The sequence below is a fragment of the Sphingopyxis sp. H050 genome, from assembly GCF_001468265.1.
Classification (GTDB): domain Bacteria; phylum Pseudomonadota; class Alphaproteobacteria; order Sphingomonadales; family Sphingomonadaceae; genus Sphingopyxis.
In genome coordinates, this window is the sequence record NZ_LNRZ01000001.1 from 193,034 (window position 1) to 216,850 (window position 23,817).

Sequence of the window (23,817 nt, forward strand, 5' to 3'; positions counted from 1 at the left end):
CGCCGCGATCTTGCAGCAGACCCCCGCAAGAGCAAGCGGGCGAAAGGCAGGTATACGAATACGTAAGGCTCAGACCGACGTGCTCTGCCTGCGGATCAGGCGTGTGGGCAGGATCGAGCGCTCGGCGGGTTGACCGTCGATCCGGCGGAGCAGCGCATCGACGAGCAGGGCGCCCGCGCCCTTGATATCCTGCATCACCGTCGTCAGGGTCGGCGCCGTCAGGCTGGCCGCCGGAATGTCGTCGAAACCGATCATCGCAACCTGGCCTGGCAGCGAAACGCCCGCTTCGGTCAGCGCTCGCATCGCGCCGATCGCGATGAGATCGCTGGCGGCGAAGACTGCATCGAAAGGCACGCCCTGCTCCAAGAGCGCGCGCGTCGCGGCGTAACCCGAGCTCTCCGACGAAACGGCGTCGCGCTGCAATCGCGGATCGATCTTGAGCCCCACCGCCGCCATCGCTTTGCACAGGCCCGTGTAGCGGTCCTTGAACTCTGGCGCGTGGTCCGACGCATCGCCGAGGAACGCGATCCGCCTCCTGCCGATCTCGATAAGATGATCGCCGGCCTGGACCCCGGCGCCGACGTTGTCCGATCCGACCGTCAGCCCGATATTGTCGTCGGCGACCGATCCCCAACGGACGAATTTGGTGTCCATCTCGACGAGATGCTCGAGCTTGGCGCGATAGAGCTGGTAGTCGCCATAGCCGAGGAGGATGATCCCGTCCGATCGGTGACTGTCCTGATAGGCGACATGCCAGTCGTTGTGCATTTGCTGGAAACTGATCAGCAGGTCATAACCGCGCAGCGCGCACTCGCGCGTGATCGACCCCAGCATCGAGAGGAAGAAGGGGTTGATCATCGATTCGTCGGGGGTCGGATCCTCGAAGAAAAGGAGCGCGAGCGTGTGCGTGCGCTGCGAGCGCAGGCTGGAGGCATTCTTGTCGACGGTGTAGTTGAGCTCATGCGCGATGCGTTCGATGTTGGCGCGCGTCGCGGCACTTACCGATTTGCTGCCGCGCAGCGCCCGCGACACCGTCGGCTGGGAGACGCCGGCCAGATACGCGATGTCGAAGCTGGTCGGCTTGGCGGAGGGCTGGCGCCCCATCATCGTCTCCCTGTCGTGGCGGCCCGTGCGCCGGCCGCCTACATGCTCCAGACTAGCGATTGCTATGGTCGGCGCAAATCATTTGCACGCGGTTTGTATCAAGGGCGCGAGCCCGTGCCGGTGCTGTGGTTTTTGGGCGACAGGCGCCCACCCTGCATAATATGCGTATACGTATACCCTATGGTCGTTCGCTGCGATTGGGCTCAATTGCGAAGCTGCAGATGGGAAAACCCACGTGCCGGGAAGGATGCCGCGCGGCGATGTCGCCGCCCCCTTTGCCGTCCGTGTGGTGAGACCACCCGTCGCAACCAGGGGAGTCCACAATGATCAAGCCGACCAATCTTAGCCGCGGTGCCAGCGTTCTCGCACTGGGCCTTGCGTCGATCGCCTTCATACCCGCCGCCGCGATGGCGCAGGACGAAACCGCCGCGCCAGCCGACGAGGCGAGCGGCGAGGGTGATATCGTCGTGACCGGCTATTCGGCCAGTCTGCAGAGCGCGGTCAACGCCAAGAAAACACGCGACCAGGTGGTCGAATCGATTTCGGCCGAAGACATCGGCAAGCTGCCCGACGCATCGATCGCGGAATCGATCGCGCGCCTGCCCGGCCTGACCTCGCAGCGCGTCTCGGGCCGTTCGAACTCGATTTCGATCCGCGGCTTTGCGCCGGATTTTTCGACGACGTTGCTCAACGGCCGCGAGCAAACCTCGACCGGCGACAATCGGGCCGTCGAATATGACCAATATCCCTCCGAGGTCGTGAACCAGGTCCTTGTCTACAAGACGCCGATGGCCTCGATCGTCGGACAGGGGCTTTCGGGAACCGTCGACCTGCGCACCATTCGCCCGCTCGACTATGGCAAGCGCGCCATCTCGATCGGCGCGCGCGGGACCTGGGCCGATCTTGGCAAGCTCAACGCAGGCTCGAAGAAATATGGCTACCGCGTGAGCGGCGTCTTCGTTGATCAGTTCGCCAACGACACGCTCGGTGTGGCGCTTTCGGCTTCCTATGTCGACGAACCCTACCAGATCCAGGAATTCAACGCCTGGGGCTATGCCGGCGGCGGCACCGCTGCGAGCCCGGTGGTGATCGGGGGCTCGAAAAGCTATGCGACCTCGACCCAGCTAACGCGCCTCGGCCTTCAGGGAACGGTGCAATGGCGCCCGACGCCCAATTTCACTTCGACGTTCGACGCCTTCTATTCGGACTTCAAGGACGACCAGATCAAGCGCGGCATCGAGCTGCCGCTGGGCTTCGACGTCAACAATGATCCCGCCAGCCCCAACGCCACCAAGCTGACGATCACCGATATCGATTCGAGCGGTCAGTTCGTGTTTGCGCGCGCCGGCCGCTTCTCGAACGTCGAGGGCGTCGTGCGCAACGACGTGTTCGAGCGCAATGCAAAGCTCTACAGCTTCGGTTGGAACAACCGCTGGGAAGGCGACGACGGCTGGAATGTCACGGCCGACATCAGCATGTCGAAAACCGACCGCAACGAACTGATCTTCGAAAGCAATGCCGGCACCGGGCGCGGCGCCGACGTCGGCGCGACCGACACTATCGGTTTCACCAGCGACCGCAACGGGACCATCTTCAGCCCCACCCTCAACTATGGCGACTATAACCTGATCCAGCTGACCAGCCCCTTGGGTTGGGGCGGGGATCAGACGGGGGTCGACGGGCGCCGGATCCGCGGCGGCCAGGACGGCTATTACAACAACCGCATCATCAAGGACGAGCTCTGGCAATATCGCGTCGAAATCGAACGCGAGCTGGAGGGCTTCCTGCGCTCGGTGCAGTTCGGGGTCAATTATACCGATCGCAAAAAGAGCCTGACCCCGGATGAAGCCTTCGTCGGCCTCGTCGCCAACATCGACGGGCTGACGAGCGTGCCGATCCCCGACCAATATCGCCTCGGCACGACCAACCTGTCGTACCTCGGGCTCGGTCCGGTGGTCAGCTATGATCCGCGCGACCTGCTCGCGGGCGGTATCTACCAGCTGGTGCCGAATCCCTATGGCGATGTGGTGGTCAAGGCCTATGACGTCTCCGAAAAGCTGATGACCACCTATCTCCAGGCGAATATCGACCATGAGATGGGATCGTCGGTCCTCACCGGCAATTTCGGCGTCCAGGCGATCTTTACCGACCAGAATTCCAACGGTGCGACGGCCTCCTTCGCGGGAACCAATCCCAACGGGTCGCCGAACATCGTCGGCATCCCGCGCCGCGAGAGCACCGATTATATCGACGTGCTGCCCAGCCTGAACCTGTCGCTGCGCACCGCGAGCGATTTCGTGATCCGCGCCAGCGTGGCGCGCGAAATCATCCGTCCGCGCCTCGACGACCTAAAAGCCACGTTGAGCTATGGCACGACGGTCGGCGATCCGGGCAACATGGTCTGTCCGACGGGCCGCACCTGCGCCGTCGTCCGCGCCGGCGCAGGCAGCGCGGGCAATCCCGACCTCCGCCCGTGGCGCGCCAACGCCGCCGACCTGACGTTCGAGAAATATTTCGGATCGAGGGGCTATCTTGCGGTGCAGCTGTTCTACAAGGATCTGAAAAGCTACATTTACAACCAAGAGACTCCGTTCGACTTCACCGGCTATCCGATCCAGGCACCGGGGAACGACGGCAACGGATTGCCCATCATCGTCAACTATATGGGCACGGTCAACGCGCCCATCAACGGCAAGGGCGGAAAGCTCTATGGCGTCGAACTTGCCGGCACGCTGCCGTTCGGCGAGATCGTCTCGGCGCTCGACGGGTTCGGTGTGACCGGCGGCGCGTCCTATACCAAGACCAAGATCGCACCCACGCCCGGCGCGCCGGCGGAGGATATTCCGGGCTATTCGAAGTGGGTCGCGAATGGGACCGCCTATTTCGAAAAATGGGGCTTCAACTCGCGTGTCAGCGCCCGCTACCGCTCAAGCTTCATCGGCGAAGTGTCGGGCTTCGGCGGGGCTCGCGTCCGGCGGCGTGCGCGCCCCGAGATGATCATCGATGCCCAGATCGGCTATGATTTCCAGCCGGGCAGCGCGCTGGAAGGCCTGTCGATCTTCGTCCAGGGCCAGAACCTCACCGACGAACCCTTCGTCACCGACGATCCGCGCGATGCCCGGGCGGTCATCGATTATCAAACCTATGGCCGCCGCTTCCTCGCGGGTGCCTCGTTCAAATTCTGATCCCTCCCTTGATGGGGGCGGCAGGGTCGCGCCGCCCCCATCATCTTGTTGCGCCGCGGGCGCAGCACTGATCAAAGGATCGCCATGCGGTTGATCATCATCGGCGGAGGCACGGCAGGCTGGATGGCGGCTGCTTGCCTGCGCCGGTTCCTGCCTCGGCAATGGTCGGTTCGGCTCGTCGAATCCGATGCCATCGGAACCGTGGGTGTCGGCGAAGCGACGATCCCGCAGATCCGCCTGTTCAACGAGGCGCTCGGCATCGACGAGGAGGCGTTTCTCGCCGCGACGCGCGGCACGATCAAGCTCGGCATCGAATTCGCCGACTGGGGCGGCCGCGGTGAGCGCTATATGCATGCGTTCGGGGCCGTGGGACGCGGACTCGGGCTGCTCGAATTTCACCATTATTGGCTTCGCGGCCGGGCGGCGGGCATCGCGGCCCCGCTCGGCGCCTATTCGCTCAACGAACAGGCCGCGCGTGCCCTGCGCATGCAGCGCGGCGCGCCGCGGACCTCGCCGCACCTTCTTGAAATGCCCTACGCCTATCATTTCGACGCCGGGCTTTACGCGGCCTTTCTCCGCCGCCGCGCGGAGGCGAGCGGGGTCGAGCGGATCGAGGGCAAGATCGCCGACGTGAAGCTGGATGGCGGAAGCGGGGATGTGACCGGGGTGACACTCGACGATGGTCGCACGCTCGACGGCGATTTTTTCATCGACTGTTCTGGGTTTCGGGGCCTGCTGATCGAAGAGGCGCTCGGGACCGGCTACGACGATTGGTCGCACTGGCTGATCAACGACCGCGCCATCGCCGTTCCCTGCGCGCACGGCGCCGTAGCGCAGCAGCCCTGGACGACCGCGACCGCCCGCGACGCCGGTTGGCAATGGCGGATCCCGTTGCAGCACCGGATCGGGAACGGCTATGTCTATTCCTCGGCGCACCTCTCGGACGAGGACGCGCTCGCGACCTTGCTTGCCGGCCTCGATGGGCCCTCGCAGGCCGAGCCCAATCGCCTGCGCTTCACCAGTGGCAAGCGCCGCCGGATGTGGAACCGCAACGTGGTGGCGCTCGGTCTGGCGGCCGGTTTTATGGAGCCGCTCGAATCGACCAGCATTCATCTTGTCCAGTCGGGCATTTCGCGGCTGATCAAACTGTTGCCGGCGGGCAACTGCGATCCGGCGGTGGCGGCCGAATTCAATCGGCAGAGCGATTTCGAATGGGAGCGCATCCGCGATTTCATCATCCTCCATTTTCACGCGACCGCGCGCCGCGATACGCCCTATTGGCGCGATCGCGCGGCTATGGACCTGCCAGACACGCTTGCGGCAAAATTAGAATTGTACCGGGCGCAGGGGCTCATCGTGCGCGAGCATGAGGAGCTGTTCACGGAGTCGGGCTGGCTGCAGGTTCTCGCCGGCCAAGGCGTCGAAGCGCGGCGCTGGCATCCGCTCGCCGACAGCATCGACCCGGCGGATCTCGGGCAGTTTCTTGCAGCCCAGCTGCTCCTGATCGAACGCGAGGTCGCCCAGATGCAAAGCTATGACCGCTTCCTTTCGGCGGTGCGTCCGGAAGGCGTTACGGCATGATCCGCCGTCTCGCGTCGTTGGCGCTGCTCCTCGCGCCGCTGTCCTGCGCGGCGCAATCCGGCGATGCACGCACGCGGCCTATCACCGACGATGTGATCTATTTCGTGCTTCCCGACCGCTTCGAGAACGGCGATCCAGCGAACGATCGCGGCGGCCTCGCGGGTGACCGGCTGGCGACGGGGTATGATCGTGCCGCCAAGGGCTTTTATCATGGCGGCGACCTGGCAGGGCTCATCAAACGGCTCGACTATATCGAAGGCCTCGGCGCGACCGCCATCTGGTTCGCACCGGTCTTTCGCAACAAGCCGGTGCAGGGGCCGAAAGGCGACGAGAGCGCCGGATACCATGGCTATTGGGTCACGGACTTCACCCGCGTCGATCCGCACTTCGGGTCGAACGCGGACTTCAAGGCTTTCGTGGACGCGGCGCATGCGCGCGGCATGAAAGTCTATATGGACATTATCACCAACCACACCGCCGATGTGATCCGCTACCGCGAGGGCGATGCAAACGGCTATCGCTACCGCAGTCTGGGCGACTATCCCTTCTCGCGGCGCGGCGGCCTTGACGGACCGGCGATCAACCCCGGCTTTGCGGGCGACCATGACCCCGATCCCGAAAATTGGTCGAAGCTGGTCGATCCTTCCTTCGCCTACACGCCGTTCATTCCCAAGGGCGAGGAGAAGGCCAAGGTGCCCTCGTGGCTGAACGATCCGCGGCTGTATCACAACCGCGGCAACAGCGACTGGATAGGAGAATCGGCTCTTTACGGGGACTTCGCCGGTCTCGACGACCTGGCCACCGAAAATCCGAAAGTCGTGCAGGGATTCATCGATATCTATGGTCGCTGGATCGATGAGTTCGGCATCGACGGCTTTCGGATCGACACCGCCAAGCATGTGAACCCCGAGTTCTGGCAGGCCTTTGTGCCGGCTATGCAGGCACGCGCCAAGGCACGCGGCATCGCCAATTTCCATATTTTCGGCGAGGTCTACATCGACGCGCTCGATCCCGGCGCGCTCGCCTGGTACACGCATGCTGCGGGCCTGCCGGCCGTGCTCGACTTCGCGTTCGCCCGCGCGGCGATCGACGCGGTGAGCGGCACGAAGGGGACCGACCAGTTCGCCCGCCTTTTCGACGGCGATCTGCTGTACAAGGGCGGGGCGAACGCGGCTCTCACGCTGCCAACCTTTCTTGGCAATCACGACATGGGCCGCTTCGCAACCTTCGTCCGGGCGGCCAACCCGCGGGCAAGCGAAGCCGAACTGCTTCAGCGTCTGAAGCTCGGCCACAGCCTGATGCTGACCCTGCGCGGACTGCCGACGATCTATTATGGCGACGAACAGGGCTTTGTGTCGGACGGCAACGATCAACTCGCGCGCGAGGACATGTTCGCCTCGAAGGTCGCGATCTACAACGACAATGACCTGATCGGGACGGACGCCACGACGGCGGACGCGAACTTCGACACCGCCCACCCGCTCTATCGCCACATCGCCGCGCTCAGCGCTATCCGCCGCGCCAATCCGGCGCTGATGCGGGGCGCGACCAAAATACGCGCGATGTCTGACAAGCCCGGCCTGCTCGCGGTGTCGCGCTTCGACCCTGAAACCGGCCGCGAAATCATTCTGGCCTTCAACACGTCTGCAGCCCCGTTGTCGGCGAACATCCCGGTGGATATCAAAACACGCACGCTCACCCCGTTGCTGGGTGTGTGTCCGTCGGCGGTGTCGGCTCCGGGCAGCCTTTCCCTTTCCATCCCGGCTTTCGGCAGCATCATTTGCCGTGCCAGCGAATAAGCGAACCCACGTGACGACCGACCAGACTCTTGCCGCGTATCCCGTTTCGTCCGCCGACGCCGACGAATGGTGGCGCGGCGCCGTTATCTATCAGATTTATCCGCGCAGCTTCGCCGATTCGAACGGCGATGGCATCGGCGATCTCGCCGGCATCACCGCGCGGCTGGACTATGTCGCCTCGCTCGGCGTGGATGCGATCTGGCTGTCCCCTTTCTATCCATCGCCGATGGACGACTTCGGGTACGACATCGCCGACTATTGCGGCGTTGATCCGATCTTCGGTTCGCTCGCCGATTTCGATGCGCTGGTCGCGCGGGCGCATGACCTCGGTCTCAAAGTGACCACCGATCTCGTGTTCGCCCATACCTCGGACCGCCACGCCTGGTTCGGCGAAAGCCGCGCGAGCCGCGACAATGGGCGGGCCGACTGGTATGTGTGGGCTGACCCGCGCGACGACGGCACGCCCCCGACCAACTGGCAGTCGGTGTTCGGCGGTCCGGCCTGGACGTGGGATGCACGGCGCGGCCAATATTATCTTCACAATTTCCTTGGCTCGCAGCCACAGCTCAACGGGCACAACCCCGATGTCCAGGATGCGCTTCTCGACGTCGTGCGCTTCTGGCTCGATCGCGGCGTCGACGGCTTTCGCATCGATGCGATCAATTTTTCGATGCACGATCCGGACCTGCGCGACAACCCGCCCGCGCCGCCGTCAAACAAGGTTCGGACGCGGCCGTTCGACTTCCAGCAGAAAATCTATAACCAGTCCCACCCCGACATCCCGCTGTTCCTCGAACGCATCCGCGCCCTGACCGATCGCTATCAGGACCGCTTCACGGTGGCGGAGGTCGGCGGCGACGACGCCGTGCGCGAAATGAAGCTGTTCACCGCGGGTGAGCACCGCCTCAACAGCGCCTATGGCTTCGACTTTCTCTATGCTGACCGCCTGACGCCTCAGCTCGTGCGGGAAGCGGCGGAGCAGTGGCCCGACACGCCGGGCACGGGGTGGCCGAGCTGGGCGTTCGAAAATCACGACGCGCCGCGCGCGGTGTCGCGCTGGACCCCGCCCGGCGTCGACGCGGCGTCCTTCGCGCGCATGAAGATGGCGCTGCTGTGCGCGCTGCGCGGCAATATCATCATCTACAATGGCGAGGAACTTGGGCTCGATCAGGTCGACATTCCGTTCGAGCTGGTCAAGGACCCCGAAGCGCTGAAAAACTGGCCGCTGACGCTGTCACGCGACGGCGCACGCACCCCGCTGCCATGGACTGCGACGGCGCAACATGCCGGCTTCTCGAGCGGCGATCCCTGGCTTCCGCTCGGTCCGGCGCACGGGACGCTCGCGGTTGATCGACAGGAAGCCGATCCGGGCTCCTTGCTTCATCTGACGCGAAAGCTCGTGGCGCTGCGGCGCGCCCATCCTGCGCTCAGGCGCGGTCGTAACGAGCGCTGGGTGGCGGATGGCGACCTGCTGGCGTTCGACCGTGTCGCCGACGGCGACCGGGTGCGATGCCTCTTCAACCTGGGCAGCGATCGGATCGATATCGCGCGCTACGCCGACGTCGGCACGCCGGTCGCCGCCCTGAATGGCGCGGACCGGCAATGGCTGCCGGCAAGCGGCGCGCTCTGGCTGCAAATCGAAGGAACCGACTGATGACTGTCCGCATGGCTCTCTCCCTGCTGCTGGCGCTCGTGCCCGCGTCTGCGTTCGCGCAAGCGGCGCCGCGGGCTGAGACCGCGGCATCGCCCGACGGCAGCATTGTCCTCACTGTTTCGACCGACAACGACGGCCGTCCGACCTGGTCGATCTCACGCCGCGGCAAGTTGCTTATCGCTCCGTCGAAGCTAGGCTTCATTCTGACTGATGGCATTGGCCTGCAGCGCGGTTTCGCGATCGATACGGTCGAACGCGCCCGCGCCAGTTCACGGTGGGAGCAGCCCTGGGGCGAACGGCGCTTCGTGCACGATGTGCACAACGAGCTGCTCGTCCGGCTCCGCCAGGATGCCAGCTGGGGCGGCCATGCGATGAACGTCCGCTTCCGCCTGTTCGATGACGGCATCGGCTTTCGCTATGAACTGCCAACGCAGCCCGGGCTTGCGACCGCGCGGATCGCCGATGAATTCACCGAGTTCGACATCGTGCCCAAGGGGACGGCCTGGTGGATCACGGGCGGTGAGTGGAACCGTTACGAGCAGGTCTATCAAAAGACGCCGATCGAGGCGGTTGCAACGGCCCACACGCCGATCACGATGCGGCTCGACGACGGCACGCATCTCTCGTTCCACGAAGCGGCGCTCGTCGACTATGCCGGCATGTGGTTCAAGCGTGCCGAGGGTCAGAAGTTCCGCGCGACGCTGTCCCCGTCCTCGCGGGGACCTCGTGTGGTGCGCGACCTGCCTTTCGCAACGCCGTGGCGCACGGTCCGCATCGCCGACACCGCGGCCGGCCTGGTGGAAAGCGACCTTGAGCTGAACCTCAACGAGCCGAACAAGCTCGGCGACGTGAGCTGGGTCAAGCCGATGAAATATATTGGCATCTGGTGGGGGATGATCCGCGGCGACTGGAGCTGGGCGGAAGGGCCGCGTCATGGCGCCACGACGGCGCGAACCAAGCAATATATCGATTTTGCGGCCAAGCATGGCTTCGGCGGCGTGCTTGTCGAGGGGTGGAACAAGGGCTGGGACGGCAATTGGTTCGGCCATGGCGATCGCTTCAGCTTCACTCAGCCGACCGCCGATTTCGACCTCGCGGGAGTCACCGACTATGCGCGCAAGAAGGGCGTGACCCTGATCGGGCATCACGAAACCGGCGGCAATATCGCGGTTTACGAAGCGCAACTCGACGACGCGATGAAGCTCTACGCCCGGCTGGGTGTCCGGGCGGTGAAGACCGGCTATGTCGCCGATGCCGGGGGAATTATTGCGCCGGGCGACGCGCCGGGCGAGACCCGCATGGAATGGCACGACGGCCAGCGGCAGGTGCAGCATCATCTGAAGGTCGTCGAGACCGCAGCGAAATACCGGATCGCGGTCAATCCGCACGAGCCGGTAAAGGACACGGGCCTGCGGCGCACTTACCCCAATTGGGTCGCGCGCGAGGGCGCGCGCGGCATGGAGTATAATGCGTGGGGCGCCTTCGCAAACGACCCCGATCACGAACCGACTTTGGTCTATACGCGCATGCTGTCGGGCCCGATGGACTTCACGCCGGGGGTGCTCAGCCTCGAAGGCGCGAACAAGGCGCCGCTCGCCTCGACGCTCGCGAAGCAGCTCGGTCTCTATCTCGCCATCTACTCGCCCATCCAGATGGCGGCGGACTTTATCGAGAATCTCGAGGCGCATCCGCGCGAGCTCGACTTTATCGCCAAGGTGCCGGCCGATTGGTCAGAGAGCAGGCTGATCGCCGGCGAAGTCGGCGACTATGCGATCTTTGCCCGCAAGGACCGCGCCAGCGCCGACTGGTATGTCGGCGGCGTGAACGATGCGACCGAACGCACGCTGACGTTGCAGTTCGACTTCCTCGACCCCGGCAAGACTTACACCGCGACGATCTACAAGGACGGCGACGGCGCGACCTATCTCACCGATGCCCGGCATCGCATCGCCTATGACACGATCCGCGTGAAACGCGGCGACACCTACCGGCTGTGGCTGGCGCCGGGCGGCGGAGCGGCAATGCGTCTCCATCCGGGGCGATGACGGCCATACCGTACCTCGCCCTCGGCGTGGCGCCGCGATGAGCCAGTCTGCCGCGGAGCCGCTTCATGTCGTCATCCTCGGCGGCGGTAGCGCGGGATGGATGACGGCGGCGTTGTTCGGCCATCATTGGCGCGCCCATCCGGTGCGGATTACGGTCGTCGAGTCGCCCGACATCGGCATCATCGGCGTCGGCGAAGGGTCCACGCCGCAGCTCAAGGCGTTTTTCGATACGCTCGGCATCGCTGAAAGCGACTGGATGCCGGCCTGCGACGCCACGTACAAGCTCGGCATCGGGTTCGAAGGATGGTCTTTAGCCGACGGATACCAGCGCTATTTTCATCCCTTCCCAGGCCCGCTGGACGTCCATACCGAGGGCGATTTCTTCCGCAATGCCGCGCTTCGGCGAAGCGGCGTCGATGTCGAAGCCAACCCCGACAGCTTCTATCTTGCGGCCCGCGTCGCGGCGCGTGGCGGCGGTCCGCACGGCGGCGAGACATTCCCCTTCGATCTTGGCTACGGCTATCATTTCGACGCGCACAAACTCGGGACCTATCTTCGCGGCCACGCCGTCGGGCAAGGCGCCGAGCATCTCGCGCGAACGGTGGAACGGGTTGAGATCGCCGCCAATGGCGATGTCGCGGCGCTGATCCTCGACGGCGGCGAGCGGCTCGAAGGCGATTTTTTCATCGACTGCAGCGGCTTCCGTGCAATGATTGCCCAGCAGGCGCTCGGCGCACGCTTCCTGCCATTCGCGGAAAATCTGTTCAACGATCGGGCGGTGGTCGCGCCCACCGCTCATCCCGCCACCGGCCCGGTCGTCACCGCGACGCGCAGCATCGCGATGTCGGCGGGCTGGCGCTGGTCGATCCCGCTGACCACCCGCGTCGGCAACGGCTATGTCTATTCCAGCCGCTACCTCGACCGCGACGCGGCGGAGGCGGAGTTGCGCGCAGCGCTCGGGCTTGGTGACGCCGACGCGCCGCTCCGGCATCTCGACATGAAGGTCGGCCGGCTTGCCACGAGTTGGACCGCGAACTGCCTCGCCATGGGACTGGCGCAGGGTTTTATAGAGCCGCTGGAGGCCACGGCCCTCCACATCGTGATCGCCACCATTCAGGAGTTTCTGGCCGCCTATGAAGGTGGCAACTTCACCGCGCGTCACCGCGATATGTTCAACGCCCGGATAGGCGCGCGATATGATGGGATACGGGACTATATCGTCGCCCATTACCGGATGAACCGGCGGGGTGGATCGGGATATTGGCACGACGCGTCGACGATGGACGCGCTCTCGGACAATCTCAAAACCCTCATCACTGCCTGGTTCACGGGCGCGGACCTTGGGGAGGCGATCGACGATCTGGGGGTCGGTGGCTATTATCCCAACCTCAGCTGGCATTGCCTCTTCGCAGGCTATGGCACCTTTCCCGCCGTGACCGCCTTGCGTGCGCCGGTTGCCGCCGACCGGGCCGCGAACGGCGATCAGATCGAGCGCTTCCTCGCGCGGGCGGCTGCCAATTTCTCTTCACCCGGCGGGCCTACGGCCTGAGAGCATGGCGCGGCCAGGGGGACGGGAGGTCTGCGCTCGCGCCCGCGGGGAGGGTGGATCAGTCTTCAGGTTCCACATCGACCGGGGTCAAGGCATAGGCGGTGCGGTCCGCAAGCTCGTTGATCCGCGCCAGATAGGCCTGGAAATGCGGGGTCTCGCGGTGTGCGGCATTCGCCGCTGCATCGATATAGAGCTCGTCGAAGACGAACCGCGCCGGATCGGCCTGATCCTGCCACAGATCATAGCGCAGGTTGCCGGGTTCGGCGCGGCTGGGGGCGATCATGCCTTCCAGCAACGCCTTTAGCGCATCGACCTGTCCGGGGCGGGCGGTCAGCGCGGCGACGACTTTGACTTGTTTGGACATCGGGGCTTCTCCTTTTTGGGTCGTGGTGGTCGGCGGGGCGCCAGCGCAGCGCCCCGCCAGTCATGCGCGTCCTCACGCCGTAACGAGCGACGGGTCGAGCACAGCGACGGAGGCCGCGGCGATCGGGTGGTCGGACCGCGGATTCTGTCCCGTGATCAGCTCGCGATCGACGATCACATTCGGCGCAAAGTCGACGTCGGTGGTGACCACATTACCACCGGCGGCGGTCAGCGCCGAGGGCATGTCGAAATGTATTTTCGCATGGAGGATATGGTCCTCGACGACCTTTTCCCCGCTGGCCGAAAAAACGGTCATTCTGTAGCCTGCATATGGCCAGCCTTTCGCGAGATCGCGGGCCTTCTCGACATCGCCTCCCGGGCGGCTGACGCGTCAGACCCGAGGGTCCGGGCCATGACCCGACGACTATCGCCCCCTGCGGGGGCGTTCCTGTCGATCAAGTTACTCAATCAAATCAATTGACAATCGGGAATATTCCATGCTTGGCGATAAGGGGGCTGTGGCTGATCGATGCGAGCAACAGCATCGCCGGTCGCGAGAGGGTGGCAACATCGCCTTCATGGCGGTTCTTCGCCGGTCTGGATTGGAGCGCAACCACCGGCGCGCCGGGACGCAGAAGGGGTGAAAGGGGTAGCGGATCATGGACACGCGCATCGCCTTAGCGATTATGCCCGGCGAGATCGATTCTGTCCCGCCCTCCGGGACATGCGCACACTTTTTGCCGATCGCTCATTTGCTGTGGCACGACAAGGCAGGCCATGCGGTCCCGCGGGGGCTCGCCGGATTTCGGCCCACATGATTTGGGGGCTCGATGCGGACGCTGCCAGGATCATGCCGTGACCGAGGCATGCGATCTGTCGGCGACCCGATTATCGACGCTGTTCGCGCGTCGGGCCCTGTCGCCGGTGGAACTTCTGGGCAGCGTGCTGGCGCGCCTCGATGAAGCCGAACCCTTGCTCGCCGCGTGCTGGGCGATCGACCGCGAAGGCGCGTTGGCGGCGGCTCGCGCGGCGGAGGGCCGGTGGATGGCGGGCGAGCCGCTGAGTTCGATCGACGGGATAAGCGTCACGGTCAAGGAGTTGATCGCCACGAAGGGGGTGGCGAAGCCCATGGGAACGGCGGCGGGCGACATGACCTTGCAGGACGCGGATGCGCCCCCCGCGGCGCGCGTGCGTGAAGCCGGCGCCGTCCTGTTCGCCAAGACCACGACCCCCGACTTCGGCATGCTGTCGTCGGGCCTGTCGAGCTTTCACAAGTTGGCGCGCAATCCGTGGGATCTCTCGAAATCGCCCGGCGGGTCGAGTACAGGCGCGGGGTCGGCGGCCGCTGCGGGCTATGGCCCGCTCCACATCGGCACCGACATCGGCGGGTCGACCCGCTTGCCCGCGGGGTGGTGCGGCATCTTCGGTTTCAAACCGAGCTTTGGCCGGGTCCCGATCGATCCGCCCTATATGGGGCGCGTGGCGGGTCCGATGACGCGGACGGTGGCCGATTCCGCGCTGCTGATGAGCATCCTCAGCCGCCCCGATCCGCGCGACTATATGAGCCTGCCGCCCGCGGACCTGCCGTGGGAGCGGCTGGAGCGCGACCTCAAAGGCCTGCGCATCGGCCTGATGCTCGACGCCGGGTGCGGCCTTGCGGTCGATCCCGAGATACGCGATGCGACCATCGCCGCGGCGCAGCTGTTTGCGGACGCCGGGGCCATCGTCGAGCCGGTGGGTCCCTTCTTCACCCGCGCGATGCTCGACGGGATCGACATTTTCTGGCGCGCGCGCTTTTTCGACCAGATGACGGCTCTGCCCGAAGACCGGCAGGCGCTGATCCTGCCTTATATCCGCCAATGGGTCGAACCCGCGCGCGGTTACAGCGGCGCGCAAGTCTATCGCGGCAGCGAAGCCTTCATGCAGATCCGCGAGAAGGGCCGCGATGCCTTTGCGCCGTTCGACTTCATGCTGTCGCCGACGGCGCCGGTCGCAGCCTTTCCCGCCGAATATGCGAGCCCGGTCAACGATCCGACACGGCCGTTCGAGCATATTGGCTTTACGGTGCCGTGGAACATGACAGAACAGCCTGCCGCGTCGATCAACTGCGGCTATACGGCGGCGGGCCTGCCGATCGGGTTGCAGATCGTCGGTCGCCGTTTCGACGATGCCGGCGTGTTGCAAGTGTCGCACGCCTATGAACAGATGCGTCCGGCGCAGCGGCCGTGGCCCGAACCCTGGAAAGATAGTGCGGAATGAGTTTTAGTCCCGGTCCCGATAACAGCATTGCGGATATTGCAGGCATCCGCGTCGGGCACGCGACCGACGATCGCGTCGGGACGGGCGTCACCGCGCTGCTGTTCGATGGGGCATGGACCGCGGCGGTCGATATCCGCGGCGGAGGTCCGGGCGTGCGCGAGACCGAGACGCTGGCGGTACAGAATGTCGTCGAGGGCATCCATGCGATCTGCCTTTCCGGCGGGTCGGTATTCGGGCTGAGCGCCGCCGACGGCGTCATCGACCATCTGTCGGCGCAAGGCATCGGCATGCGACTGCGCGCGGGCGGACGGCCGATCCCGATCGTGCCGGGCGCAGTGCTCCATGATCTCAACAATGCGGGCGACAAGGACTGGGTGGAATCGCCCTACCGTGCGCTCGGTCAACGGGCCGCGGCGGCAGCGGTGTCTGGCCCCATCGCTCTCGGGTCGGTCGGTGCTGGCCGCGGCGCGATGGCGGGCCATGTGAAGGGCGGGGTCGGCAGCGCGTCGATCGTGCTGGAGGACGGCCTTGTCGTCGCGGCGCTGGCCGTGGTCAATCCGGTCGGATCGGTCTTCATGCCCGATGGCGAAACCTTTTGGGCGTGGCCGTTTGAGATTGAGGGCGAGTTCGGGGGGCGGCGGCCGGGCGACACCGCGCCGGCGATCCATCCGGCGCCCGATGAAACGCGGCTCCGTGAGCTGGGGCGGCTTCAGGCGGGAGCGAATACCACGCTCGCGGTCGTCGCGACCAATGCCGACCTCGGCAAGGCCGAGGCGCAGCGGATGGCGATGATGGCGCAGGATGGCCTCGCGCGCGCGATCCGTCCGGTTCACACGCCGTTCGACGGCGATCTTGTGTTCGCAGTGGCGAGCGGCGCCATTGCGCTACCGACTGACCGCAGCCGGCAGTGGCAGGCGGCGCGCCTTGGGTCCGCCGCCGCCGATTGCCTTGCCCGCGCGATCGCGCGCGGCGTCTTTCACGCGGGCGAAGTTTAACCCTGGGCCAGCTGGGCGATGACCCGGTCGAGATCGGGCGACGCCGCGACAAGTTCGCGGGTGTGCGGATGCTGGGGAGAAGCAAGCAGCTCGGCGGTGGGGCCTTGCTCGACGATCCGGCCGTTCTGAAGCACGAGGAGGCGGTCGGTGACAGCGCGCACGACCGAGAGATCGTGCGATACGAACAGATAGGCGATCCCGAACTCGCGGCCCAGACTGGCGAGCAGGTCGAGGATGTCGGCGCGGATCGAGACATCGAGCGCCGAGACCGCTTCGTCGAGCACCACCAGCTTCGGCCTCAGGATCAATGCCCGCGCGATGGCGATGCGCTGGCGCTGGCCGCCCGAGAATTGATGCGGCAGCCGGTCGGCGTCAGCAGACGCGAGCCCGACGCGCTCGAGAATCGCCTCGACGCGGGCGCGCTTCTCCGCCGCCGGGATCGGCTCGGCAAGCAGATGCAGCGGTTCGGCGACAATCGACTCGACTCGCTGGCGGGGGTCGAGGCTGGCGGCAGGGTCCTGAAACACCGCCTGAATCTTGCGCCGATGGTCGCGCAGGTCCGCCCGCGAAAGCGCGAAGATATCTGCGCCCTCGAGCGTGATCGAACCGCCGTCGGGACGGTCCAGCCCAAGGATGGTGCGAAGCAAGCTGGTCTTTCCCGCGCCCGATTCGCCGACGATGCCGAGCGTTTCGCCTGCCGCGATCGCAAAGGAGATGTCGTCGATCGCCTTGACCGGCACCGCCCGCCGCCATGTCCGCCGCGCACGATGGCTGCGTTCGAGCCCGCGTACGTCGAGAAGGGGCGGCGCGTCCGCCGCGGGCGCGGTGCGATCGGGCTTGTGGCGCGCGCTGGCGATCAGCGTGCGGGTATAAGCCTGTTGCGGGGCGCCGAGGATCTGCCGCGTCGGACCGGCTTCGACCTGTCGGCCCTCTTTCAGAACGACGATGCGGTCCGCGACCCCGCCGACCAGCGCGAGGTCGTGGCTGACGAGCAGCAATCCCATGCCGCGCTCGCGCGCCAGTTCGACGAGCAGCGCGATGACGCGCGCCTGCGTCGTGACATCGAGCGCCGTCGTCGGTTCGTCGGCAATCAGGATGCGCGGATTTCCGGCTATCGCGATCGCGATGCACACCCGCTGCCGCTGCCCGCCCGAAAGCTGGTGCGGAAAGCGCGACGATGCGACCTTTTCCTCCGGCAGGCCGACGCGTTCGAGAAGCTTCGCCGCCTCGCCGCGCGCCGCGCGCCGCCCGACAGCATGGTGCAGCCTGACGGCCTCGGCGACTTGCGCGCCGATCGTCTGGAGCGGGTTGAGCGCGCGCATCGGCTCCTGGAATATCATCCCGATGGCGCCGCCGCGCACCGCGTCGCGTTCGCGTTCGGCGAGCGATTTCAGGTCGCGCCCCTCGACAAGGATCGTGCCCGAGCGCTCCGCGCCGGGTGGCAACAGGTCGATCGCCGCGAGCGCGGCGGTCGATTTTCCCGAGCCCGATTCGCCGATCAGCCCGACGATCTCGCCGGCGCCGACGTCGAGGCTGAGACCCTGCAGCGCCATCTGCCCGCGATAGGCGACGCCGACATTGTCGAAGCGAAGCAGCGTCATGCGCCGCGCGCCCCGCGCAGCGTCTCGCCCAGCCCGTCGCCGAGCAGGGTGAGGCCGAACACGGCGAGCAGGATCGCTGCGCCCGGCAGGATCGCGAGTTGCGGCGCGGTGCCGATCAGCGTCTGCGATTCGGCTAGCATCCGTCCCCAACTGGGCTGCGGCGACTGGACGCCAAGTCCGACATAGGAAAGGCCCGCTTCGGCGATCAGCGCGAGCGCGAACTGGATCGTCGCCTGGACGAGCAGCGGCCCGGCGATGTTCGGCAGGATATGTTCGAAGGAAATGCGCGGCGCGGCTTTGCCGGCGATTTGTGCGGCGGCGATATAGTCATAGGTCCACACCCGGCGTGCCTCGCCGCGCGTCAATCGCGCGAACACCGGGATATTGAAGATGGCGATCGCGATGATCGCATTGCTCGCGCCGGGACCGGTGAGCGCCGACAGGATGATCGCGAGCATCAGCGACGGAAAGGCGAACACCAGATCGCCAAAGCGCATGATCAGCCCGTCGATCAGCCCACCCTTCGCCGCGGCATAGAGGCCGAGCGGGACGCCGATGAAAAGCGCGGCGCCGACCGACAGCAGCGACACGCCGAGCGACGTCGTCGCACCGGCGAACAGTAGCGACACCATGTCGCGGCCATATTGATCGGTGCCGAGCCAATGCGCGGCGCTGGGCGGCGACAAACGACCGGCGATTTCGACCGCGGCGACATCATAGGGGGTCCAGACGAGCGCGAGCAGCGCTGCTGCGACGAAAAATCCGGTGATTGCGAGGCCGATTGCGAGGATCGTCTTGCGCTGCGTCATCGCCGCTCGCCCTCGCGGAGCCGTGGGTCGATCGCGGCGGCCAGCATGTCGATGAGCAGGCTGACGAGCACCGTCACTGCGACGAGCACGACGACCACCGACTGCACGACGATCAGGTCGCGCTGCGCGATCGCCTGAATGACCAACCGCCCGAGGCCCGGCAGGAAGAAGATATTTTCGATGATCGCACCTCCGGCGAGCAGAAACGGAAATTGCAGGCCGAGCACGGTCAGCACGGGACCGAGCGCGTTCGGCAGCGCGTGGCGAAAGGCGGCGCGCGCTCGGCCGAGGCCTTTCGCGCGCGCGGTTCGCACATAGTCCTCGTCGAGCGTTTCGAGCAGGCTCGCGCGCGTGACCCGCGCGAGGATCGCCGCCTGCGGAAGCGCAAGCGCGACCATGGGCAGCGCGAGCGCTCGAAGCGCCGGCCCTGTACCCGCCGACCAGCCGGGGAAGCCGCCCGCCTCGACCCAGCCGAGCCCCACCGCGAACAACAGGACGAGGAGCATCGCGAGCCAGAAGCTCGGTAGCGCGATGCCGAGGCGCGCGAGCCAACTGATGACGACATCGACGGCGCTGCCTCGCCGCAGCGCGGCCCAATATCCCGCCGACACGCCGACAAGGATCGACAGCGCGGTGGCGAGCCCGGCGAGCGGCAGTGACAGCGCGAAACGATCCGCCAAGAGGCCGGCGACGGGCACGCGATAGACATAGCTGATCCCGAAATCGCCGTGCAGCATTCCGCCGACCCACGCGAGATAGCGCTCAGGCACCGACCCGGTCAGGCCAAGTTCGGCATGAAGCGCCGCGATTGCCTGCGGGGTCGCGCCCAGCCCCATCATATAGGCGGCCGGATCGCCCGGAACGACCTGAATGAGCGCGAAGATCACGACGGTCGCCGCGACCAGCGTCATCGCAAAACTGCCGAGCCGCGAGGCGACATAGGGCAGGCCGAAGCGCCACAGTGCCGCGGCGACGCCGATCAGCAGAAGGAGCAGGGCGGGTATGCCCCATCCGCCCGACGCGATGCTTTTGTCGGACGACGCGTCGTCACCGCCCGCTGCGCCGCCAAAACTGACCGTCGCGAAATCGATCGCCTGGTTCGGCGTGTTGATCCAGACGTCCTGAAGCCGCGCGTCCTGCACGCCAAGGCGTGGGAATTGGAACAGGAAGCCATTGACCGCGTCGTCGGCCAGCGTGCGCTGGATTTCGGCCAGTAGCCCATGCCGCGTCGCAGGGTCGCGCGCCGTCTGAAGCCGGGCGAGCAGCGCGCGATAGGCCGGGCTGTCGTAGCCGAAATAATAGCCGGTGCGGCCATAGATGTCATAGTCGAAGGGTTCGGCATGATTGACGATGGTCAGGTCGTAATCGTGGCGCGCGAACACCTCGTCGAGCCAGCCCGGCCACTCCAGATTCTGGATCCTTACCTTGATCTTGAGCTTGGCGAGCTGCGCCGCGATGATTTCGCCGGTGCGCCGGGCGTAGGATTGCGGCGGCAGTTTCAGGCGCAGGGTGAAGCCATCGGCATAGCCCGCCTCGGCGAGGAGGCGGCGTCCCGCTTCGACGTCGTGGGGATAGCGCCCGGTCAAGTCGATATAGTCGGGGCTTTGCGGCGGGAAATGGCTGCCGATCGGAACGCCATAGCCGAACATCGCGCCGTCGATGATCGCGCGGCGGTCGAGCGCGTGCGCGATCGCGCGGCGGACCGCCAGATTGGCGAGCGGCCCCTGCCGCTGGTTCATCGACAGGATGACCTCGCCCTCGGTCGGCCCGACGGTCAGCTTGAGGCGCGGATCGCTGCGCAGTTGGCCAAAGGTTTCGGGGGCAGGATAATCGGGAAACAGATCGATATCCCCTGCCTTGACCGCGGCATAAGCGGCGCTGGGATCGGCGATGAAGCGGAAGGTGAGGCGGGCCAGCCGCGCGGGCTTCCCCCAGTAATTTGGATTGCGCACCAGCGTGATGTCGCTACCGCGCCGCCAGTCCGCGAACCGGAAGGGGCCGGTGCCGATGGGGTCGGTGGCGAGCGTCTTGGCGGCATGGCGCGGCACGATGACCGCGTCGCCGAGGGTGAGCAGGGTTAGGAAATTGGCGTCGGGGGCCTTCAGCCTGATCCGGACACGACCGGGCGCGGGCGACGTCACCGCGGCAATACGCGAAAAAGCCTGCGCTTGTGCGTTGCTCGACGTCTTGGCGGATATGCGCAGTAGGCTGAAAATCACGTCGTCTTCGGTGAGCGGACGGCCGTCGTGAAAGCGGACACCGCCGCGCAGCTTGAAATCATGGACGAGCCCATCGGACGAGACAGTCCAACTTTCGGCGAGCAGCGGCCGGATCGATCCGTCGGTGTCGGCGCGTACCAGCCCCTCGAAAATCGTCGCATAAACGACCTCGTCGATCGCGACGGCGGCGCCGCTGGTGGGATCGAGATTGGGGGGCTCGAGCTGAAGCGCGACGCGTAGGTTGCCCTGCGCCTGCGCGGAGACCGCGACGACGGCCGCGAGGGACAGGAGCAGGACGACGACCAGCCGCAGCAGAGCGGTCATGCAAGGCGCCTCGCGACGCGCGCCCGCGCCTCGGCCGCCTGCTCGGGCAGGCCCAGCCGCTCATAAACATCGCCGAGCGTGCGGTTGAGCGGGACGCCATCGGGATCATGCCGACGCCGGCGTTCCAGCGCCTGCCGCGCCTCACCCCATCGGCCGCTGTGAATCTGGGCATCGAGCAGAATGAGATCGAAAAGGTCGCGCTGCGCATGGCTGCCGCCGAGACTGACGAGATGCGGCAGCGCGCGCGATATCGCCGCGATAGCCGCCTCGAAATCACCGCCGGCATGCGCGACCAGCCCATGCGCGAGGGGCCTTGCCGCCTGGTCCCAGACCGCGTGATCCTGACTGCCCGTGTCGGCAGCGGCGCGGTCGATGGCGGCGAGCAACGCGTCGGCTTGCGGCCGCCCGGCGCGCGCCAGTCCATACAGATATTGGACGGTCAGAAAGGGCTGGAGCGTGTCGCGGTCGCGTCCCGCGACATGATCGGCAATATCGTCCCAGCGTGCGCCGACGTCGACGCCTGCGAGATCGAGCCGCGCGAGTAATGAGATGGCGCCGACCTGATCCTGCGAATAGCTTTTGTCATGCGCCCAGACCTGCTCGTCATAGATTTGCAGCGCTTCGCCCTCGCGGCCCTGGCTCAGGCGGAACAGCGCCAGATGCCACCAGAGGTGGGTCACCATGAAGCTGTTGAGTTCGATCCAGTCGGTCGCCCAATGTTCGAGCGCCGCGGCACCCTCCTCGATCCGTCCTTCGGTCAGCCAGACATGCGCCAGCGCGTGCTGCGCCCAGGGATCGCCCGGCACGATGTCGAGCGCCTGCCACGCCGCTTGCTCGGCTTCGCCGATCCGGTGCAGCTGTTCGAGCGCAAAAGCGCGCATGCCGTGGACATAGGGCGCATCGGGTGCGCCTTCGGCGACCCGCTCGGCGGCGCGCAGCATGGCTGGAAAGGCGCCGCGATTGAACAGATGATAATGAAGGAGTTTGAGCGCGAGCAGATCGTGCGGATGCTTTTCGACAGTCCCGGTCAGGCCGGCGATCACCGCGTCGATGTCGGCGGCGATCCAGTCGTTCAATATCTTCAGGAGAGCGGTTTCGCGTTCGGTCAGCGCGTGATGCCGCTTCGCGCGGTCGAGGAACGGCCGTGCCGCATCGGCCGCGGCGCCATGCTCGCCGAGCAGGTGCAGGTAACCTGCATAAATCTGGACAAGCGCCGCCGACCGCGGATCGGCGCCACGCGTCAAGATATCGGCGGCGCGGACGTGGTAGGCGAGCAGGCCGCCGACGAAGGCGTCGATCGCTTGCACGTCCGCCACATCGGCGCCGCTGATTTCATTTCCGAACTGGTCGCTGGCCATCAAGGCGCCTTCTATGGCTCGGCATGGCGCGCCAGGAATTTGGCGGCATCCTGACCCGTCCTATCGGGCTGTTCCCATTGCGGCAAATGTCCGACGTCGGGATAGATGATAAGCTCGGCCTGCGGGATCGCCGCCTTGAACTGGTCGGCGCCCGAGACGTCGAGCAGCGGATCCTGCTTGCCCCAAAGAATCAGCGTCGGGATCTTGATCGCGGCGAGCTTTTCCGCGGAGGCTGCGGCGCTGCCCGGATTGAGCGACATCAGGATCGCCCGGTGGCCGGGCAGGCGCTGGAGGTCGGCCCAGCGCTGGATGAAGTCGTCGGTCAGCACCTTGTCGTCGACGACATTGCGCTTCAGCCCCTCGATGATCAGCGGCTTGTTGTCGATCGACGCGATGAAGTCACGGCCGAGCTTGTAGCGCATCAGCCGGAACGCGAGCGGCGGATCCTCGTCGATCGCCTTGCTCGGCCAGCCGCCCGCCGCGACGAGGATCAGCTCGGACACATGCGCGGGATGGCGGAGCGCCGATTGCCAGGCCACGCTGCCGCCCAACGAATTGCCCGCGACCGCCCATTCGGTGATGCCCAGCTTCGCGCGCAGTTCGTCGAGCACATCGGCATATTTGTCGGCCGCCGCGACGAAGTCTGCGGGCGCCTCGGTCAGCCCATGGCCGGGCAGGTCGACCGCGATGACGCGATGCGCCGGGGCCAGCGCCTTGGCCCAGCCGTCCCATGAGAAGCTGTTGTCACCGAACCCGTGAACGAGCAGCACCGCCGGCGCGTCGGCGGGCCCACTTTCGAGATAGTGAAGGCGGACGCCGTTCGACAATTCGGCATAGCGCGAATTGTTGCGGGCATATTTTGGGGCAAGGTCCTTGGCCGGAATGTCCGGCGCACGCAGATAGAGCCAGCCGCCAAGCGCGAGGAGGACAATCGCGCCCAATATATATGCTGCAATTTTCATCTTGGTCTCC

The 23,817-nt window shown here is 65.9% G+C and carries 16 protein-coding genes; 8 read left to right on the forward strand and 8 right to left on the reverse strand.

Annotated elements, in window-relative coordinates; all coding sequences use genetic code 11:
• Positions 1-69: 69 nt before the first annotated feature.
• Positions 70-1,104 (reverse strand): LacI family DNA-binding transcriptional regulator, encoded by a 1,035-nt coding sequence (locus tag ATE67_RS00910; RefSeq protein WP_058814820.1) that lies wholly within the window; start codon positions 1,102-1,104, stop codon positions 70-72.
• Positions 1,105-1,427: 323 nt separating this feature from the next.
• Between ATE67_RS00910 and ATE67_RS00915 the strand changes: the two genes are divergently transcribed.
• The 6 genes from ATE67_RS00915 (at position 1,428) to ATE67_RS00940 (ending at position 12,917) form a co-directional block, all read left to right on the forward strand.
• Positions 1,428-4,289, forward strand: a complete 2,862-nt coding sequence (locus ATE67_RS00915) for a TonB-dependent receptor (protein WP_058814821.1) — start codon at positions 1,428-1,430, stop codon at positions 4,287-4,289.
• Positions 4,290-4,373: 84 nt separating this feature from the next.
• Complete coding sequence (locus ATE67_RS00920; RefSeq protein WP_058814822.1) at positions 4,374-5,870, forward strand: tryptophan halogenase family protein; 1,497 nt, start codon at positions 4,374-4,376, stop codon at positions 5,868-5,870.
• On the forward strand, positions 5,867-7,669 hold the full coding sequence (locus ATE67_RS00925) for an alpha-amylase family glycosyl hydrolase (protein ID WP_058814823.1): 1,803 nt from the start codon (positions 5,867-5,869) through the stop codon (positions 7,667-7,669). The genes ATE67_RS00920 and ATE67_RS00925 overlap by 4 nt, the downstream gene beginning before the upstream one ends.
• A gap of 10 nt (positions 7,670-7,679) precedes the next feature.
• Positions 7,680-9,323: an alpha-amylase family glycosyl hydrolase gene (locus tag ATE67_RS00930; protein ID WP_058814824.1), complete on the forward strand. Its 1,644-nt coding sequence runs from the start codon at positions 7,680-7,682 to the stop codon at positions 9,321-9,323.
• Positions 9,323-11,368, forward strand: coding sequence for a glycoside hydrolase family 97 protein (locus ATE67_RS00935; RefSeq protein ID WP_156416843.1), 2,046 nt, complete (start codon positions 9,323-9,325; stop codon positions 11,366-11,368). Before ATE67_RS00930 ends, ATE67_RS00935 begins: the two co-directional genes overlap by 1 nt.
• A gap of 37 nt (positions 11,369-11,405) precedes the next feature.
• On the forward strand, positions 11,406-12,917 hold the full coding sequence (locus ATE67_RS00940; RefSeq protein ID WP_058814825.1) for a tryptophan halogenase family protein: 1,512 nt from the start codon (positions 11,406-11,408) through the stop codon (positions 12,915-12,917).
• A gap of 58 nt (positions 12,918-12,975) precedes the next feature.
• Here the strand turns inward: ATE67_RS00940 and ATE67_RS00945 are convergent, their stop codons facing one another.
• The gene (locus ATE67_RS00945) at positions 12,976-13,281 is read right to left on the reverse strand and encodes a putative quinol monooxygenase (protein WP_058814826.1); all 306 of its coding nucleotides are present in this window, start codon (positions 13,279-13,281) and stop codon (positions 12,976-12,978) included.
• A 72-nt stretch (positions 13,282-13,353) separates the two neighbouring features.
• On the reverse strand, positions 13,354-13,596 hold the full coding sequence (locus tag ATE67_RS00950; protein ID WP_231727998.1) for a hypothetical protein: 243 nt from the start codon (positions 13,594-13,596) through the stop codon (positions 13,354-13,356).
• A 539-nt stretch (positions 13,597-14,135) separates the two neighbouring features.
• Between ATE67_RS00950 and ATE67_RS00955 the strand changes: the two genes are divergently transcribed.
• Entirely contained in the window at positions 14,136-15,539 is a 1,404-nt protein-coding gene (locus tag ATE67_RS00955) for an amidase (RefSeq protein WP_058814827.1), read from the forward strand.
• Positions 15,536-16,534: a P1 family peptidase gene (locus tag ATE67_RS00960; RefSeq protein ID WP_058814828.1), complete on the forward strand. Its 999-nt coding sequence runs from the start codon at positions 15,536-15,538 to the stop codon at positions 16,532-16,534. Before ATE67_RS00955 ends, ATE67_RS00960 begins: the two co-directional genes overlap by 4 nt.
• On the opposite strand, the gene ATE67_RS00965 is transcribed toward ATE67_RS00960, so the two are convergent.
• Genes ATE67_RS00965 through ATE67_RS00985 form a run of 5 tightly spaced genes read right to left on the reverse strand, consistent with a single transcriptional unit; the run spans position 16,531 to position 23,807 of the window.
• A complete protein-coding gene (locus tag ATE67_RS00965; protein WP_058814829.1) occupies positions 16,531-18,135 on the reverse strand; it encodes a dipeptide ABC transporter ATP-binding protein in 1,605 nt (534 codons plus the stop codon). The genes ATE67_RS00960 and ATE67_RS00965 overlap by 4 nt on opposite strands.
• Positions 18,132-18,944, reverse strand: coding sequence for an ABC transporter permease (locus ATE67_RS00970; RefSeq protein ID WP_058814830.1), 813 nt, complete (start codon positions 18,942-18,944; stop codon positions 18,132-18,134). Before ATE67_RS00970 ends, ATE67_RS00965 begins: the two co-directional genes overlap by 4 nt.
• The gene (locus tag ATE67_RS00975) at positions 18,941-21,487 is read right to left on the reverse strand and encodes an ABC transporter substrate-binding protein (protein ID WP_156416844.1); all 2,547 of its coding nucleotides are present in this window, start codon (positions 21,485-21,487) and stop codon (positions 18,941-18,943) included. The genes ATE67_RS00970 and ATE67_RS00975 overlap by 4 nt, the downstream gene beginning before the upstream one ends.
• Complete coding sequence (locus ATE67_RS00980; RefSeq protein ID WP_058814831.1) at positions 21,484-22,845, reverse strand: tetratricopeptide repeat protein; 1,362 nt, start codon at positions 22,843-22,845, stop codon at positions 21,484-21,486. Before ATE67_RS00980 ends, ATE67_RS00975 begins: the two co-directional genes overlap by 4 nt.
• Positions 22,846-22,856: 11 nt before the next feature.
• The gene (locus ATE67_RS00985; RefSeq protein WP_058814832.1) at positions 22,857-23,807 is read right to left on the reverse strand and encodes an alpha/beta fold hydrolase; all 951 of its coding nucleotides are present in this window, start codon (positions 23,805-23,807) and stop codon (positions 22,857-22,859) included.
• Between the last annotated feature and the right edge of the window lie 10 nt (positions 23,808-23,817).

What these genes read in the sequence shown, in the direction of transcription:
- ATE67_RS00910 (WP_058814820.1), bottom strand. Translation starts at nt 1,104, where the DNA reads ATGGGGCGCCAGCCCTCCGCCAAGCCGACCAGCTTCGACATCGCGTAT.
- ATE67_RS00915 (WP_058814821.1), top strand. Translation starts at nt 1,428, where the DNA reads ATGATCAAGCCGACCAATCTTAGCCGCGGTGCCAGCGTTCTCGCACTG.
- ATE67_RS00920 (WP_058814822.1), top strand. Translation starts at nt 4,374, where the DNA reads ATGCGGTTGATCATCATCGGCGGAGGCACGGCAGGCTGGATGGCGGCT.
- ATE67_RS00925 (WP_058814823.1), top strand. Translation starts at nt 5,867, where the DNA reads ATGATCCGCCGTCTCGCGTCGTTGGCGCTGCTCCTCGCGCCGCTGTCC.
- ATE67_RS00935 (WP_156416843.1), top strand. Translation starts at nt 9,323, where the DNA reads ATGACTGTCCGCATGGCTCTCTCCCTGCTGCTGGCGCTCGTGCCCGCG.
- ATE67_RS00940 (WP_058814825.1), top strand. Translation starts at nt 11,406, where the DNA reads ATGAGCCAGTCTGCCGCGGAGCCGCTTCATGTCGTCATCCTCGGCGGC.
- ATE67_RS00945 (WP_058814826.1), bottom strand. Translation starts at nt 13,281, where the DNA reads ATGTCCAAACAAGTCAAAGTCGTCGCCGCGCTGACCGCCCGCCCCGGA.
- ATE67_RS00950 (WP_231727998.1), bottom strand. Translation starts at nt 13,596, where the DNA reads ATGACCGTTTTTTCGGCCAGCGGGGAAAAGGTCGTCGAGGACCATATC.
- ATE67_RS00960 (WP_058814828.1), top strand. Translation starts at nt 15,536, where the DNA reads ATGAGTTTTAGTCCCGGTCCCGATAACAGCATTGCGGATATTGCAGGC.
- ATE67_RS00965 (WP_058814829.1), bottom strand. Translation starts at nt 18,135, where the DNA reads ATGACGCTGCTTCGCTTCGACAATGTCGGCGTCGCCTATCGCGGGCAG.
- ATE67_RS00970 (WP_058814830.1), bottom strand. Translation starts at nt 18,944, where the DNA reads ATGACGCAGCGCAAGACGATCCTCGCAATCGGCCTCGCAATCACCGGA.
- ATE67_RS00975 (WP_156416844.1), bottom strand. Translation starts at nt 21,487, where the DNA reads ATGACCGCTCTGCTGCGGCTGGTCGTCGTCCTGCTCCTGTCCCTCGCG.
- ATE67_RS00980 (WP_058814831.1), bottom strand. Translation starts at nt 22,845, where the DNA reads ATGGCCAGCGACCAGTTCGGAAATGAAATCAGCGGCGCCGATGTGGCG.
- ATE67_RS00985 (WP_058814832.1), bottom strand. Translation starts at nt 23,807, where the DNA reads ATGAAAATTGCAGCATATATATTGGGCGCGATTGTCCTCCTCGCGCTT.